14 protein-coding genes, 1 pseudogene and 1 riboswitch are annotated in these 15,491 nt (G+C 71.5%); of the genes and pseudogenes, 10 read left to right on the top strand and 5 right to left on the bottom strand.

Annotated features, from left to right (window positions below):
• Positions 1-10: 10 nt before the first annotated feature.
• The 4 genes and pseudogenes from NITAL_RS08035 to NITAL_RS08020 all read right to left on the bottom strand — a co-directional run bounded on the left by NITAL_RS08035 (position 11) and on the right by NITAL_RS08020 (position 4,172).
• The gene (locus tag NITAL_RS08035; RefSeq protein WP_083441345.1) at positions 11-1,360 is read right to left on the bottom strand and encodes a DUF4032 domain-containing protein; all 1,350 of its coding nucleotides are present in this window, start codon (positions 1,358-1,360) and stop codon (positions 11-13) included.
• A gap of 89 nt (positions 1,361-1,449) precedes the next feature.
• A pseudogene (locus NITAL_RS08030) lies at positions 1,450-1,728 on the bottom strand (carbohydrate ABC transporter permease); the annotation flags it as partial.
• 133 nt (positions 1,729-1,861) lie between these two features.
• Positions 1,862-3,061: an ABC transporter ATP-binding protein gene (locus NITAL_RS08025; RefSeq protein WP_052665584.1), complete on the bottom strand. Its 1,200-nt coding sequence runs from the start codon at positions 3,059-3,061 to the stop codon at positions 1,862-1,864.
• A 91-nt stretch (positions 3,062-3,152) separates the two neighbouring features.
• Positions 3,153-4,172 (bottom strand): LacI family DNA-binding transcriptional regulator, encoded by a 1,020-nt coding sequence (locus NITAL_RS08020; RefSeq protein WP_211262270.1) that lies wholly within the window; start codon positions 4,170-4,172, stop codon positions 3,153-3,155.
• Positions 4,173-4,406: 234 nt separating this feature from the next.
• On the opposite strand from NITAL_RS08020, the gene NITAL_RS08015 reads away from it, so the two are divergent.
• Positions 4,407-6,071 carry an alpha-amylase family glycosyl hydrolase gene (locus NITAL_RS08015; protein WP_052665577.1) on the top strand — a complete coding sequence of 555 codons (1,665 nt, stop codon included), beginning with the start codon at positions 4,407-4,409 and terminating at the stop codon, positions 6,069-6,071.
• Positions 6,068-6,994, top strand: coding sequence for a carbohydrate kinase family protein (locus tag NITAL_RS08010; protein WP_052665576.1), 927 nt, complete (start codon positions 6,068-6,070; stop codon positions 6,992-6,994). Before NITAL_RS08015 ends, NITAL_RS08010 begins: the two co-directional genes overlap by 4 nt.
• Positions 6,995-7,015: 21 nt before the next feature.
• Here the strand turns inward: NITAL_RS08010 and NITAL_RS08005 are convergent, their stop codons facing one another.
• Complete coding sequence (locus NITAL_RS08005) at positions 7,016-7,987, bottom strand: LLM class F420-dependent oxidoreductase (protein WP_052665575.1); 972 nt, start codon at positions 7,985-7,987, stop codon at positions 7,016-7,018.
• A gap of 176 nt (positions 7,988-8,163) precedes the next feature.
• On the opposite strand from NITAL_RS08005, the gene NITAL_RS08000 reads away from it, so the two are divergent.
• From NITAL_RS08000 to NITAL_RS07965, 8 genes are all read left to right on the top strand, one after another.
• Positions 8,164-8,784 carry a methyltransferase family protein gene (locus NITAL_RS08000; protein ID WP_052665574.1) on the top strand — a complete coding sequence of 207 codons (621 nt, stop codon included), beginning with the start codon at positions 8,164-8,166 and terminating at the stop codon, positions 8,782-8,784.
• Positions 8,785-8,864: 80 nt separating this feature from the next.
• The gene (locus NITAL_RS07995; protein WP_052665573.1) at positions 8,865-10,436 is read left to right on the top strand and encodes an HD domain-containing phosphohydrolase; all 1,572 of its coding nucleotides are present in this window, start codon (positions 8,865-8,867) and stop codon (positions 10,434-10,436) included.
• 303 nt (positions 10,437-10,739) lie between these two features.
• Positions 10,740-11,834 carry a flavin-containing monooxygenase gene (locus tag NITAL_RS07990; protein ID WP_052665572.1) on the top strand — a complete coding sequence of 365 codons (1,095 nt, stop codon included), beginning with the start codon at positions 10,740-10,742 and terminating at the stop codon, positions 11,832-11,834.
• 336 nt (positions 11,835-12,170) lie between these two features.
• Complete coding sequence (locus tag NITAL_RS07985; protein WP_157041702.1) at positions 12,171-12,890, top strand: hypothetical protein; 720 nt, start codon at positions 12,171-12,173, stop codon at positions 12,888-12,890.
• 83 nt (positions 12,891-12,973) lie between these two features.
• Positions 12,974-13,909 carry a helix-turn-helix domain-containing protein gene (locus NITAL_RS07980; protein ID WP_052665562.1) on the top strand — a complete coding sequence of 312 codons (936 nt, stop codon included), beginning with the start codon at positions 12,974-12,976 and terminating at the stop codon, positions 13,907-13,909.
• Positions 13,906-14,466 (top strand): dihydrofolate reductase family protein, encoded by a 561-nt coding sequence (locus NITAL_RS07975; protein ID WP_052665560.1) that lies wholly within the window; start codon positions 13,906-13,908, stop codon positions 14,464-14,466. The genes NITAL_RS07980 and NITAL_RS07975 overlap by 4 nt, the downstream gene beginning before the upstream one ends.
• Positions 14,463-14,900: a methyltransferase domain-containing protein gene (locus NITAL_RS07970; protein ID WP_052665556.1), complete on the top strand. Its 438-nt coding sequence runs from the start codon at positions 14,463-14,465 to the stop codon at positions 14,898-14,900. Before NITAL_RS07975 ends, NITAL_RS07970 begins: the two co-directional genes overlap by 4 nt.
• 40 nt (positions 14,901-14,940) lie before the next feature.
• Positions 14,941-15,005: riboswitch (guanidine-III (ykkC-III) riboswitch) on the top strand.
• A 16-nt stretch (positions 15,006-15,021) separates the two neighbouring features.
• Positions 15,022-15,489, top strand: a complete 468-nt coding sequence (locus NITAL_RS07965) for a small multi-drug export protein (RefSeq protein WP_052665554.1) — start codon at positions 15,022-15,024, stop codon at positions 15,487-15,489.
• The last annotated feature ends 2 nt before the right edge of the window (positions 15,490-15,491 follow it).

The raw sequence follows: 15,491 nt of genomic DNA, 5'->3' as shown, positions 1-15,491 counted from the left end.
ACGCGCACCCTCACGCCACACCGCCGGAGGGGTCACGCAGCACCCGCTCGTCGGTAACCGCACGATCGTCGCCCCCGAGGTCGGCCGCGCCGTCGAACACCTCGAGGTCGGCGATCCACGCGGCCACCTCGGCGTCACCCTCCGCAGGGCTCACGCGCCGTTCATCGGGCTCGAACGCCAGGACGGTCGTCACGTAGCTGTCGGCCGCGGCCCACAGGTCCACGTCGCCTCCCTCGACCTCGGAGCGGTGGTGCCAGTGGTCGAGCACCTCGTGGAACAGCTCGGCATCGTCACGTCGACCACGGAGCTCGGGAGGGATGCGTTCGATCACCGGATCGAAGGAGCGTTCCAGCCACCGGTGGGCGATGATCGCCTCCGGCAGCGCTCGCCCCTCCTCGCGTTCCAACCAGGCCCCGAAACTGTGCAGGTCGTTGAGCAGCCGGCGGGCCTGGTGGTCCTGCACGTGCAACCCGGTGAGGCGTTCCAGGAGACGCTGGAACCGACCGGGCTCGAGCACGCCGGTCTTGAGCACCATGCGTGTCACCCCGGGTTCGTCCTGGACGAGTTCGACCTCCTCGACGTCGTAGCCGAGGTCGTTGATGCGGCGCAGGCGGTCGTGGATCCGGTAGCGCTCGTCGTCGGCGAAGACCTCCTCACGGGTCAGCTCGCTCCAGAGGAGGCCGTACCGCTCGCGCAGCTCGTCACCGAGCGCGAAGGGATCGACCTGGTCGCCGAGGATCCCCGCCGCCTGCAGGTCGAGCAGCTCGCCGCCGCACTTCTCCACCGCGAGGTCCAGGTCGTAGGACCGCTGCCCGGCGGACAGCTCGTCGTGCAGCTCGCCGGTCTCGGTGTCGACCACGTAGGCCGACAGACGGCCGGCGTCACGCCGGAAGAGGGTGTTCGACAGCGAGCAGTCGAGCCACAGGAACCCGTTGATGTGGATCCGCACCAGGAGGTGCACCAGCGCATCGAGCATCGCCTCGCGCAGCTTCTCGTGGGCCTGCCGCTGGAACAGCAACCGGTAGGGGACCGAGTACTCGAGGTGCTCGGTGATGAGGACGGGGTCCATGCGCTCGCCGGCCGGGGTGTCGCGCAGCGTCACGACCCCGACCACGTCGACGACCGGGACACCCTCCTGCTTCAGGTAGCGCAGGAACCGCCACTCGCGCAGCGCGTAGCGGCGCGGGAGCTCCTTGAGGTGGTAGAGCCGGTCCTCGTACTGGACCGTGCGGACCACGTGTCGGTGGATGCCCATCGGCATCTGCACGATGCGCTCGTGGTCCCACGCCTCGAGCGGCTGCGACCAGGGCAGGTCGAGGAAGTCGGGGTGCCCGGTACGGGCGGTCAGCTGGAAACGCACGACGGCTGGGGTCCTCGGATGGCGAACGAGCGGGCGAACGAAGGGTCGTTCGCGGTGCGGACCGCAGCGGACCGCACCACCCGCACGTTCTACCCCTTCACGGAGCCCGCCGTGAGCCCGCGGACGAAGTAGCGCTGCAGGGTGAAGAACACGAACATCGGCACGGTCATCGTGATGAAGGCACCAGCGGTGAGCAGCTGCCACGCCTGACCCTGCTCACCGAGCAGCCCCGCGAGGTTCAGCGTGACCACCTGGACCTCCTCGGTGCCACCGAGGAACACCAGGGCGACGAGCAGGTCGTTCCACACCCACAGGAACTGGAAGATGGCGTAGGCCGCGAGGACAGGGACCGACAACGGGACGATCAAGCACCTCGACGGCGACGGCGGTGCCGGTCTGCTCGCCGCACGCGCGCATCCCTCCCGTCGAGGGAGGTCTCGCGCGCACCGGCCCGCCGCGGGGCGGCCACCCGACGGTGGCCGCCGCGCGGGCGCGGACGTGTCAGCGCAGCGCGTGCCCGTGCTCGGCGTCGAAGAAGTGCAGGTGCTCGGTCTGGAAGCCGACGTCCTTGCGGTCCCCGAGCTTGGCCTTGTAGGTCGGCTCGAACCGCGCCGTGAAGCTCTGACCGCCCTCCGCCGCCTGACGCTGGAGATCCTCGAAGGCCTCCTCGTCGTCCATCGCCTCCTTCATGTCGTCGGTGACGATGGGCGCGGACGTGGTGCTGAAGTGGATGAGCATCTCGGCACCGAGCAGCTCGACGAGGGTGACCTCGCGCTGCTTCCAGACCTGGTCGGGGCCGACTTCCTCGGCGGGGGCGAAGTGCTCGGGACGCATCCCGACGGCGACCTTGCCGCCGTCGCGTTCGGCGACCTTCGGGTAGCGGTCGAGCGCGGCGTCCGGGACGTGCAGGCGGTTCTCGCCGCGGTCGAGCTCGATCCAGACCTTGCCGTCCTCCTTGCGGATCACAGCCTCGGCGAGGTTCATCGACGGTGACCCCATGAACCCGGCGACGAAGAGGTTGTCGGGGCGGTCGTAGAGGACCTGGGGGGCGTCGACCTGCATCAGGTAGCCCTTCTTGAGGACGGCGACGCGGTCACCCATGGTCATCGCCTCGACCTGGTCGTGGGTGACGTAGACGGTGGTGACCCCGAGCCGGTCCTGCAGCGCGGCGATCTCGGCACGCATCTGGACGCGCAGCTTGGCGTCGAGGTTGGACAGCGGCTCGTCCATCAGGAAGGCCTGCGGGCTGCGGACGATCGCCCGCCCCATGGCCACACGCTGACGCTGGCCGCCGGAGAGGGCCTTGGGCTTGCGGTCGAGGTGCTCGTCGAGCCCGAGGATGTCCGAGGCTTCCTTGACGCGCCGGTCGATCTCCTTCTTGTCGACCTTGGCGAGCTTGAGCGCGAAGCCCATGTTGTCGGCGACCGACATGTGGGGGTAGAGCGCGTAGCTCTGGAACACCATCGCGATGTCCCGCTCCTTCGGTGTCAGGTCGTTGACGACCCGGTCACCGATGGACAGCTTGCCGCTGGTGATCTCCTCGAGGCCCGCGACCATGCGCAGCGCCGTCGATTTCCCGCACCCCGACGGACCGACCAGGATGACGAACTCACCGTCCGCGATCTCGAGGTTGAGATCGAAGATCGCCTGGTACCCGTCCGGGTACACCTTGTTGACGTCCTCGAAGACGACGTTCGCCACGACCGGTCTCCCTCTGTTCCGGCGACCGCATGTGTCGGCCGCTCGCTCCGACGACCACTCTGGTCGAAGGGTGTGCGTACTGCAAGCGTTCTCAGCTCTCGGTGCTGCGCCCCCGTGGTGGGGGTCCGGTGCTCCGACGCACGACGAGCCGCGTCGGGATGGTCTCGTGTACCACGTCTAGCCGGGCGCCACCGAGATGTTCGAGCAGAAGTGCCGCAGCGCGCTCGCCCGTGCGCAGCACGTCCTGCCGGACGGTGGTGAGTCCGACGTAGGCTGCCACATCGTGGTCGTCGAAGCCGACGATCGACAGATCCTCGGGAACACGGAGGCCCGCATCGCGCGCAACCTGCACCGCGCCGATCGCCATCTCGTCCGACATGGCGAAGACGGCCGTCGGCGGCTGGTCGAGGTGCAGCAGCTGGTGCATCGCCTCGGCGCCACCATCGAGCGAGAAGTTGCCGGGGACCACCAGGGCCGGGTCGCGGACCAGGTCAGCAGCCCGCAGCGCCTCGTCGTAGCCGCGGTGGCGCTCCTGTGGCGCATCGAACCCGAAGGGCTCGTCGTCGAGGCCACCGATCAGCCCGATGCGCCGGTGCCCGAGCCCGATCAGGTGGCCCACAGCCAGACGGGCAGCCACGGCGTTCTCGACCTCCAGCGACGAGGCCGCGTCGGTCCGCGAACCGATGGTCACTACCACGAGCCCGTCCGCCACGAGCCGTTCGAGGTGGTCGCTCAACAGCGGCGAATCGACGGCGATCAACCCGTCGACGCGTTTGCGGAATGGCAGCCGCTCGCGGAAACCATCGCGTCCGCCGGGACCCGAGGTGGTGTAGGGCAGCAGGTCGTAGCCAGCGACGGTGAGCACGCTCTCGGCTCCGGAGAACGCCGTCGCGTAGTACCACGCGCCGAGCATCGGCACCACGAGCCCGACCGCGAGGCTGCGACCCGACGCCAGGCGCGCCGCCGAGGGGTCGGCCACGTAGTGCAGCTCGCGCGCGGCAGCCAGGACCCGTTCACGGGTCGAGGGCGCCACGTTGGGCAGGTCACGCAGGGCGCGGGAGACGGTCGCGACCGACACCTCGGCGCGGTGCGCGACGTCATCGATGGTCACGGCGCTCACCCCGGGCTGCTTGGACGCGGCAGCCGGGCGCTCCGGACGTGCGGGGTGCGTGCCGGCCGCAGTCGACCGATCCGCCTCGTCGCCACGTGCGGGCCCGGTCACCGTGCCTCCCTCGGCGGACGTCGGCGGACGTGGGCGTTGCGCGCAGCCCCGTCGGCGTGAGAGGGTACGCACTGCAAGCGCTTGCAACAACGGTGCGGCGGGCGCCGCCGAGAGGTGACGGGTGTGACGAGCACGACCAGCAGGACGGACCGGACCGGTGTCACGGGCGTGAGGGAGGTGACGAGGGCCGGGCCGTGGTGGCGGGGTGCCGTCGGGTACGAGATCTACGTCCGGTCCTTCGCGGACGGCGACGGTGACGGGGTCGGCGACCTGCGGGGCGCGCGGACCAAGCTCGCCCACCTCGCCGACCTCGGGGTCGACCTGCTCTGGCTCACGCCCTTCTACCGCTCCCCGCAGCGGGACCACGGCTACGACGTCAGCGACTACCTCGACGTCGATCCGTTGTTCGGCGACCTCGACGACCTCAGCGCCTTCGTCGACGAGGCCCACGAGCTCGGCATGAAGGTCGTCGCCGACCTCGTGCCCAACCACAGCTCCGACCAGCACCCGTGGTTCCAGGACGCCCTCACGGGCCGGGACGCCGAGCACCGTGACCGCTACGTGTGGCGCGACGGTGCCCCGGACGGCGGGCCACCCAACAACTGGGTCAGCCACTTCGGGGGCCCCGCCTGGACCTACCACCCACCGACCGATCAATGGTGGATGCACCTGTTCCTGCCCGAGCAGCCCGACCTCAACTGGGACGACGAGGTGGTGCGCGCCGAGTTCGAGCGGATCCTGGCGACCTGGTTCGAGCGCGGCCTCGACGGGTTCCGCATCGACGTCGCCCACTCGCTGGTCGAGCACCCCGAGTTCCCCGACAACCCCCTCAAAGGGGACCCGCCGCCGGAGGGTGCCGGGCCGGACGACGTCTTCGCCGCCTACGAGCACGTCCACGACCTCGACCAGGAGGGGGTGCTCGACATCTACCGCGCATGGAACCGGGTCGCCGCCGACCACGACGCGGTGCTGATCGGTGAGGTCTACCTGCTCGACCCGGACGCGGTCGCCCGGTACGTCCGTGACCAGGACGGCCTGCACCTGTCCTTCTGCTTCCCGGCGCTGCACACCGTCTGGGAGGTGGACGACATCGCCACGACGCTCCGCGCCGCCACCACGGTCGGTGGACCGAACTTCGCCTGGCCGCTGTCGAGCCACGACGACCCACACGCGGCGACCCGGTTCGGCGGTGGCGACCTCGGCGCCCGGCGGGCCCTGGCCTACTTCACCCTCCTGGCCACGCTGCCCGGGGTGCCCTTCCTCTACCAGGGCGACGAACTCGGGCTGGACGACGGCCTGATCGACACGGCCGAGGATCCGATCAGCCTGCGCAACCCGGGGGCGGTGGGTCGCGACGGCTGCCGCACCCCGATGCCGTGGGAACCCGGTCCCGGGTACGGCTTCACCACCGGCGACCCGTGGCTTCCCTTCGGCACCAACCGGTCCGGCACGCGCACTGCAGCCGCGCAGGCCGGTGACCCACGCTCGCCCCTCGAACGCACCCGGGCGCTCCTGCACGCCCGCCGCGGGCTGCCCGACCTCCTCGGGGATCTGCCCGCGACGTGGCTCGACGTCCCCGCGCCGCTGGTCGCCGTCCGCCGGGGTGACACCACCGTGGTGCTACACGTGGCCGACAGCGACGTCGATGGCGCTGCGGCCGTGCAGCTCGAGGTGGGCCGAGGGCGCCTCGTGTACGCCAGCGCCGAGGGGACCGACCTCGACGACGGCCACCTGGTGCTGCCACCGGACGCCGCCGCCATCGTCGTGCACAGCGGCGGCCGGCTGTGACCGCCCCGATGGTGATCGTGGCCGGCGAGGCGCTGGTCGACCTCGTCCCCCGTGGCGATGCGCTGTGGCCCTCGGCGGCCGGGTCGCCGGTCAACGTCGCCGTCGGGCTCGGCCGGCTCGGTGTCGCGACCGCCTTCTGCGGGACGGTCTCCACCGACGGGTTCGGGGATCTCATCGCGACGCGCCTCGACGATGCCGGGGTGGCCCTCGACCTGCTGACCCCGGTGGGGTTACCGACGACCCTGGCGGTGGTGCACCTCGACGCCGAGGGCCGAGCCAGCTACGGCTTCTACCTCGACGGCACCTCGGCCGACGGCCTGACCCCGGACAGCCTGCCGTCCCTGCCGGAGAACGCCGCGCTGCACGTGTCGTTCGGCGCCATCGGTCCCACGACCGTGCCCGCCGGTGAGGCGCTCGTGCACCTGATCGAGCGCGAGGCCGGCCACCGCGTCGTCAGCCTCGATCCCAACGTCCGCCCGAGCGCCATCGACGACCTGACCGCGACGGTCGCGCGCCTCGAGGCCGCCGTGGCCGCCAGCGACGTCGTGAAGGCCAGCGACGAGGACCTCGCGGCGCTCCACCCCGGGGTCGCGCCCGAGGAGGTCGCCGCCCGGTGGGCCGGCTCGGGCCCGGCCCTCGTGGTGGTCACCCTCGGGCCGGACGGTGCCGTGGCCTTCGGGGCCGCCGGGCGGACCGAGATCCCCGGTCGGCAGGTCGAGGTCGTCGACACGGTCGGGGCCGGGGACGCGTTCACGGCGGGGCTGCTCGGCCACCTCGCCGGGGCTGGGCTGCTCGACCGGGAGGCGCTCCGCGCCATCGACGCCGACGCCACCACGGCCGCGCTCGAGCACGCCGTCCGGGTCGCCGCGATCACCTGCACGCGGACGGGCGCCGATCCCCCGACCGCCGCGGACGTCGGCTGACCCACAGCCGACCGGCCGGGGTCAGCCAGCGCGGAGGGCGGCCAGCGCGGTCAGGGTGCGTTCGCCCCCCGGATCGCCTGCGGTCGCCGGAACGACGACCGCCTCGTCCAACCCGGCCGAGGCGTACGCGGCCAGCCGGTCCGACACCGCCTCGGCGTCGCCGACCAGCCCGACCCGGTACGCAGCGTCGGCTGGCAGTGCGTCGAACAGCTCCTGCCGATCGGCGCCCTGCGACGCCAGGTCGACGGCCGTCACGAAACCGGCGTCGCGGAACATCTCCGCGTACCCAGCCACCTCGAGGTAGCCCACGAGGCTCCACATCATCTGCGCGTACGACGCGGGATCCGGCGCGACGGCTGCCGGGATCCAGGCAGCCAGGCGGGGCACGGGGCGGCCGACGCGTGCCGCAGCGGCGTGCAGCCGGGACCGGAACTCGGCCGCCAGGTCGGGCGAGACGAGATCGAGCACCATCCGGTCGGCGTGCGTGGCCGCGACCTCGATGGCCCGGTCCCCGAAGGCTGCCACCGTGATCGGCCCACCGGGCGGATCCAGGCGGAGGTGGTACCCGTGCGTGGAGATCACCTCGCCGTCGAAGTCGACGGGGCGGCCACCGAACAGGGCGCGAACGACCTGCGCGCTCTCCGACAGCGCCGTCGCGGGGCGCCGGCGCGATCGACCGTGCGCTGCCTCGACGTAGCGGACGCTCGAGGTGCCGAGGGCGACGCCGACCGGCCTCCGTGCGATGGCGGCGGTCGATGCAGCGGCGCTCGCGATCATCACGGGGTCCCGAACCGACACCGGGATAGGCCCGACGGTCAGCGGGATGCGGTCGGTGCGTGACGCGATCGCGGTGGCGAGGACGAACGCGTCCCACACCCACCCCTCGCCGATCCAGAGCTCGTGGAAGCCGAGACGATCGGCCATCACGCCCACCTCGAGGTCCTCCTGCGGGGGGACGTCCGGCCGCGCGGCGACCACGACGCTGATCTCCATCGTTCCCTCGTGGCTCGGTGCGGGCGTTCGGTGCCGAGGCGCAGCCACCCTAGAGAGCGCCGCAGCCGGGCGTACGCGGGGCGGACCAACCGCCCCGTCGAAGAGCGGTCCATACTCGGGTGCGGCCCGGGGACACCCCACCGGTGTTCCCACGCATCGCAGGAGGAGGCCGTGACGTGGCAGCGGGAACCGTTCAGACGCTCGCGGTGCTGTTGGGGGCCGCCCACGCCGTGGTCCTGGTGCTGGGGTCACGGTGGGCACGCCCCGGTCGCGTGGCGCCGGTCCGAGCCAGCCTGCACCCGCCCCTGGCCGTTCGGGGCGGGTACGCGGCGTTGGTGGTCCCGCTGCTGTATCCGGCTGTCGTGGTCGTCTCACCGGGCTGGGGATACGAGGGGTGGTCGAACTGGTCGTCCCCGATCGATGTGGCGCTGCAGGGAGCAGGGCTCGGAGTGTGGGCCGCGGGCATGATCGTCCTGGTCTGGGCGGCCAAGGACCTGGGGCGCTACCTGAGCGTGGACGGGGCGACCGAGGACCACGAGCTGGTGGCCTCGGGTCCGTACCGGTACATCCGCCACCCGGTCTACGGTTCGTTCACGGCCATCGCGGCCGGGGCTGGGCTCGTGTTCCGCAGCTACCTGCTCGTCGGGGTTGCGGCGGTGTGGCTGGTGGCCGCGCGGTGGTGGGTGAGGACGGAGGAAGCACTGCTGTCATCCCCCGATGGGCTCGGCGACGCCTACCGCTCCTACAGCGAACGGACCGGCCGGTTCCTGCCCAGGCTGCGTCAGCTTCGACGATGAGGCAGCCTCGGCGAACCACGAGGGGCCGACCCGACCAGGACGGGCTGGCATACTGAGGGCCCGAGGGCTGGGGAGCCGGCATGCCCGGAGCAGCCGCTGGGGATGCGACATCCCCCGAGGATCTGGTTCGCACGGCAGAGGTGATCGCGTCGCTCTGCCTGGCCACGGACCTCGGGATGGGGTTCCCGTTCGAGCACGGACTCGCGGCCACCCTCACCACGATGCGGCTGTGCGACGCCCTAGGGGTCGACGCCGAGACCGCCAAGGTGACGTACTACGTGTCGCTGCTGATGTACTCGGGCTGCACGGTCGACGGTCAGGAACGTGCAGGGATCTTCGGCGGCAGCCTCACGCAGCAGCACACGCACCGCCAGCACGGCTCCCAACTCGAGAGCCTGGTCGGCATCGCCAGAGCGCTGCCCTCCCCCGAAGCATCCTTGCCACGACGCACCTACCAGGTGGCCACACGGCTACCCCGAGCCCGTTCGTTCGCGCTCCGACACTTCAACGCGTTCTGCGAGGTCGCGGGGATGCTGGCCGAGCGGCTCGGTCTGCCGGAGTCGGTCGCCGAGATCTTCCCCTACCTGTCGGAGCGGTGGGACGGCGCCAGCATGCTGAGCCGCGCCGAGGGAGCGGACATCCCGCTCCCGCTGCGGATCACCCAGGTCGGCCGGGATGCCACCTACCAGCGGCTCATGGCCGACGACGACGATGTGGTGGAGACGATCAAGGCCCGGTCCGGCCGTGCGTTCGACCCCGCGGTCGTGGATGCCTTCCTCGCAGATGCCCCGGAGGTGCTCGGCCCGGCCGAACTCGAGGCGTCGGTGTGGGACGTCGTCCTGGCGGCCGAACCTGGGCCGATGCTCATGCTGGGGGACGGTGCGGTGGACCGGGCGCTGTGGGCGATGGGGGCCTTCTCCGACACCGCCTCCCCGTACCTGACCGGTCACTCGACCGGGGTGGGTGAGCTCGCGTGTCGCGCCGCTGCGATCGTGGGTATGGACGAGACCGATGCCACGACCCTGCGGAGGGCCGGCTACCTCCACGACCTCGGGCGCGCTGCCGTGGATCCGCGTGTCTGGGCGAAGGCAGGTCCCCTGTCGCCGGCTGAGTGGGAACAGGTGCGGCTCCACCCGTACCACACCGAGCGCGTCCTGGTGCGATCGCCGTTCCTGGCCCCGTACGCGAGGATCGCCGGTGCCCACCACGAACGACTCGACGCATCCGGCTACCACCGCGGCGTCGACGCCGCCGCGCTCCCGAGGGCGGCGAGGCTGCTGGCAGCCGCCGACGCGTACCGGTGCAAGACCGAGCCACGCCCCTACCGCGAGGCGTTCACGCCGGCGCAGGCGACCCAGGCTCTGGCCACCCGGGCAGAGGCGGGTGGGTTGGACGTCGAGATGGTGATGGCTGTGGCCGAGGCTGCCGACCAACGGCGCCCGCAGATCCGCCGACCAGCTGGCCTGACCGACCGTGAGGTCGAGGTGATCGGGTTGCTCGCACACGGCAAGGCGACGAAGCAGATCGCGGCGAGCCTCAGCATCTCGGCCAAGACCGCGGATCGCCACATCCAGAACATCTACGGCAAGATCGGCGTCTCCTCGCGGGCGGCGGCCACGCTCTACGCCGCCGAGCACGGCCTCGTGTCGTAGGTCCTGGGGAGTTCGCCCGATGGACGGGTGGGGCCCCGTCCGTAGCGTCATCCGCATGGACATCGACACGCTCCGGACCTGGCCCTGGGTGCTGACAGCGCTCCAGGTCCTCGGCCTGTGGGCAGCTGGGCGGGGATTCGCCGCGGGCTGGCTGCTCGGCGGGATGGTGCAGTTCCCCTGGATCGTGTACGCGCTGCTCACGCACCAGATCGGCTTCGTCCCGGGATGTGCCGTGTCGGCGTGTGTCCAACTCTCCAGCTACGCCGCGGCGGTGGCGCCGCGCAGGAAGGACGTGGTGACGTCATGGGCACACACGATCACACCGGAACGCTGGTCATCGGAGGCGGGCAGGCCGGTCTGGCCGTCGGCCGCGAGCTCACCCTCCGCGGGGAGCCGTTCCTCATCGTCGATGCCAACGCGCGCACCGGCGATGCCTGGAGGACCCGTTGGGACTCCCTGACGCTGTTCACACCGAACTGGGCGAACGGCCTGCCGGGCATGCCCTTCCCGGGTGCGGCCTGGGGCTTCCCCACCAAGGACGAGGTGGCCGACTACCTCGAGGCGTACGCACACCACTTCGACCTACCGATCCGCCACCACACGCGAGTCGAACGGTTGACGCAGGAGGACGGCCGGTTCGTCGCGACGGCCGGCGACACCAGGTTCGTGGCCGAGAACGTCGTCGTCGCCATGGCGGCCTACCAGCAGCGCAAGGTGCCGGCATTCGCGGACGATCTGCACCCCGGGATCGTCCAGCTGCACGTCGCCGAGTACCGCAACCCCGCCCAGCTCCAGGACGGTCCCGTGCTGATCGTCGGGGCGGGCAACTCCGGCGCAGAGATCGCCATGGAGCTCGTCGTCGATCACGAGGTGCTGCTCTCCGGCCCGAGCACCGGAGCGCAGCCCTTCCGCCCCGACCGGCTCAGCGGACGGATCCTGATGCCGTTCTTCGCGAAGGTGGTCCTGACGCGGGTCCTGTCGACGAGCACACCGGTCGGCAGGAAGGTGCTCCCCAAGATGCTCCACAAGGGCGCACCGTTGCTGCGGGTCAAGCCGTCGGACCTGAAGCGAGCCGGCGTCGCCAGGGTCGCACGCACCGTGGCGAGCGAGGGCGGCCGGCCCGTGCTCGAGGACAGCACTCGCCCCGACGTCGCGAACGTGCTGTGGTGCACGGGCTTCGATCACGGGCTCGGGTGGCTCGACCTCCCGGTGTTCGACGAGCATGGTGACGTCATGCACGACCGCGGTGTGGCGACCTCGCAGCCGGGCCTGTACTTCGCGGCCCTCAAGTTCCAGCACTCGATCCTGTCGGACGCCCTCATCGCCGTCGGCCGTGACGCCGCCCACGTGGTCGGTGCACTCTGCGTGCGCCGCAGCAGGGCCGCGGCATCGGCCTGACAGGCCAGACTGCTCGCCGTCGTCCCGCGTCCCCGCGGATCTGCCCACGCGTCGGTCGGTACGGATGCGCGATCTGGCGGCGCGCGTACCGACGCCCGCGGGCTCGTCGCATGGGGAGTACACCCGATACCCCGCTCGGGCGCCGGTCGTTAGCGTCACTGACGTCGCGGCACCGACCGCGCAGGTGGTTGGGAACCGCCGGTCCCCGCGGGGTCATCCGTCCTTGGGTGGGCCGTTCGGTGTCAGGACGAGACCGATGGCGCCCCGGTGCGCATCGAACCGATGCGCCTCGTCCCGCTGCGCCTCGAACCCGATACGGAGGGGAGGATGAGGCCGATGACGCGCAACACATGGCGACGATCCGACGACCAGCTGGCCGTCGACCTCGACACCGGATCCGGACGCAGATCCGCGATCCTGGTGCTCGCGATGCTCACGATGCTGACCGTTCTGGGGACCGCGACTCCGGCGATCGGGGCGCCTGCCGGGCGCTCCACTGCACCGGTTATCACGATCCCGCCACCCGTCCCACCTGCCCTGGTGGGTTCCTCGACGCTGGTGCGCACCGACCATGGGATCTCCGTGACGCTCGAGACGAGTCAACTCCAACCCGATCATGTCGTCACGCTGTGGTGGATCGTGGCGAACGCGCCGGAGGAGTGCGAGGCGGGTCTGCCCGGGCTGTCTCGGTGTGGCCCCGCGGACCACCTCGCCGGACGCGGCGCGATGTCCGTGCATCACGCCGCGGGCCGTGTCGCGGGTGTCGGCGGCAGCGCCCGCTACGGCGCGCACCTGCGGGTCGGAGACCCGACCACAGCGCTGTTCGAAGGAGATCCGGGGTTGACCGATGCCCGCGGGGCTGAGGTGATCCTGATCCTCAAAAGCCACGGGCCGAGGATCCCGACGATGACCGCTGACATGCTGCGGACCTTCGCGGGCGGCTGCGTCGAGGAGGAGTTCCCGCCGGGGCTCACGCCACGTCCAGACGTCCTCGGCACGCCGGGACCCAACGAGGCTTGCGCGGAGATCCAGGTCAGCGTGCACAACCCGGCATGAATCGGGCGGAGCGCCCGGCCGCACACGCGTCTGGTCCGCAAGAACGGTCAGGCGCGCCGGACGCGACGGCGCGACACTGCCGCATGGCTGAACACGGACGTGACCGTCTCCGGGGCCTGCTGGATGCGGTCCTCGCGGGCACCGACAGCGCCGCCGGCGAGGACCGCCGCCGGCTGGACGACATGGCGAGCGACGCCGCGAGCTCGCCCTACCACTTCAGCCGCCTGTTCTCGCGAGCCACCGGTGAGCCTCCCGTCGCGATGCGTCGCCGGGTGCTGCTCGAGCGAGCCGCCTGGCAGCTGGCCCGGGGCACCTCGGTGACGGACGCGGCGTGGCTGGCCGGGTACGGATCACTCGAGGGCTTCAGCCGCGCGTTCACCCGGGCCTTCGGGCGACCGCCGTCCAGCCCGGCGACGGGCAGCCACTGGTTGCCCGCACCGAACGGCATCCACTTCCACCCACCGATGTCGCTGTGGGTACGAGCCGAGGAACAGGTGATGGACCCGCTCGCGGAGCAGATGGTCGCCCACGACCTCGACGACACGCGCGTACTGCTCGAGGTGGCCAAGGGGCTGACGGTCGAGGAGTTCCAGGCCGTCCGAGAGCCGGACCTGACCGTGCTGTCGTGGGACGGCCCGGAGGAGTCGATCGGCGCCGTGCTGGACCACCAGGTGGCCAGCAAGGAGGTCTGGCTCGCCGCGATCGAGGGTCTCGACCTGCCTGTCCGCGACGACGCTCCCGACGCCGCTTCCCTGCTGGAGCGGCACGACGCGCTGGCGTCCCGGTGGCTGGCGACGATCCGCGACATCGACCGGCGGGGGGCGTGGAACGACCGGCTCATCGATGCGCTCTGCGATCCACCGGAGAGCTTCGTGATCAGCAGCGTCATCGCCCACGTCCTGACCTACGCCGCCCACCGGCGCCTGCTGGTCCGGCGGATGCTGACCACCGCCGGCTGCGAGGTGGACCAGGGCGACCCGATCACGTGGCTGCGTTCACAGCGAGGAGAGACACCGTGAGCACCACCACCTACTACACGGCCACCAGCCTCGACGGCTACATCGCCGACGAACACCACTCCCTCAACTGGCTCTTCCGCCAGGACCACGACGGCGATGGGCCGCTCAACTACGACGAGTTCTTCGGCAGCATCGGTGCCGTGGTCATGGGCTCGTCGACCTACGAGTGGGTCCTGCGCCACGAGGACGGCCGGTGGCCGTTCGATCTGCCGGCGTGGGTGATGACCAGCCGCGACCTACCGAAGGTCGACGGGGATGTGCGGTTCGCCCGCGGTGACGTCCGAGCCGTCCACGACGAGATGACCGCTGCCGCCGGCGGGCAGGACCTGTGGGTCGTCGGCGGGGGCGATCTCGCCGGCCAGTTCGCCGACGCCGGTCTCCTGGACCAGGTCATCGTGTACCTCGCGCCCGTGACCCTCGGTGGTGGCGCACCGCTGCTGCCTCGCAAGCTCGACCTGCGCCTCGAGGAGCTGGCGCGCAACCGGGCCTTCGCCTGCGCCCGCTACACCGTCGTCGGTCCGAGCGCGGACGGTGTGCCCGACGGGATCTCCGTGTGAGCCCGGCGGTCCGGCTGTCCGACCGCCTCGCGCAGGTGGTCGACGCGCTGCCGCTGCGGCCCGGCATGCGGGTGCTCGAGATCGGCGGTGCACCGGGGGCCGCCGCCAGAGCCGTGGCACACCGCATCGGTGACGGGCACATCACCGTCGTCGACCGATCCGCCCGAGGGGTGGCGCAGATCGAGCGCAACGCCGCAGCGGAGATCGCGGCCGGCCTCCTGAGCGTGCGCCACGTCGCCGCCGAGGACCTCCGGCTCCTGCCGGGCGAAGCGCCCTACGACCTGGCGTTCGCGATCCGGGTCGGCGCCCTCGACGGCCGGCACCCCGACGCCGGAAGGCTCGCCCGGGCACGGATCGCCGCCGCGCTCACCCCCACGGGCAGGCTGTTCATCGACGGCGGCGACCCCCTCCGTTCCGTCGATCTGCACGCCTGAGGCTCACTCGTCGCCCGGCCCGGTGGGTACCGTGTCCGCGGTCCTGCGTCGGTGGGCGCCCCGGACGAGACGTGCGCCGTACCCGGTCTGCGAAGACGACGCACCCTCCCGGAGGCGTGCCGTGGAACTGACGTTCGAGGCCGGTGGTTGGTGGTCCTACCTCCTGGTCTTCCTCGCCGCCGCGACGCCTGTGGTGGAGGTGCTCGTGGTCGTCCCGGCCGGCATCCTCGCCGGGATGCCACCCGTGCCGACGGCGGTCGTCGCGACAGCGGGCAACCTCAGCACCGTCGTCCTGGTGGCGTTCACCGGCGACAGGATCCTCGGCTGGTGGGGGCGACGCCGACCAGCACGGAACGACGCCTCACCGAGCCGTCGGTCGCAGCGGGCTCGCGACCTCGCCCGACGCTGGGGCGTGCCCGGGCTGGCGTTCCTCGCACCCCTCACGACCGGGACGCACATCGCCACGGTGGCTGCACTGGCGACGGGCAGCGACACCCGGCGGGTCCTGCGCTGGATGGCTGCGGGGCTCGTGTTCTGGTCGGTCGTCGCCGCTGCGGCCACGGTGACTGGGCTCGACCTCTTCACCTGACG

The organism is Nitriliruptor alkaliphilus DSM 45188 (assembly GCF_000969705.1).
GTDB classification, from domain to species: domain Bacteria; phylum Actinomycetota; class Nitriliruptoria; order Nitriliruptorales; family Nitriliruptoraceae; genus Nitriliruptor; species Nitriliruptor alkaliphilus.
The sequence above is the reverse complement of the archived record's forward strand: the minus strand, read 5'-3'. Positions and strand labels throughout refer to the sequence as shown.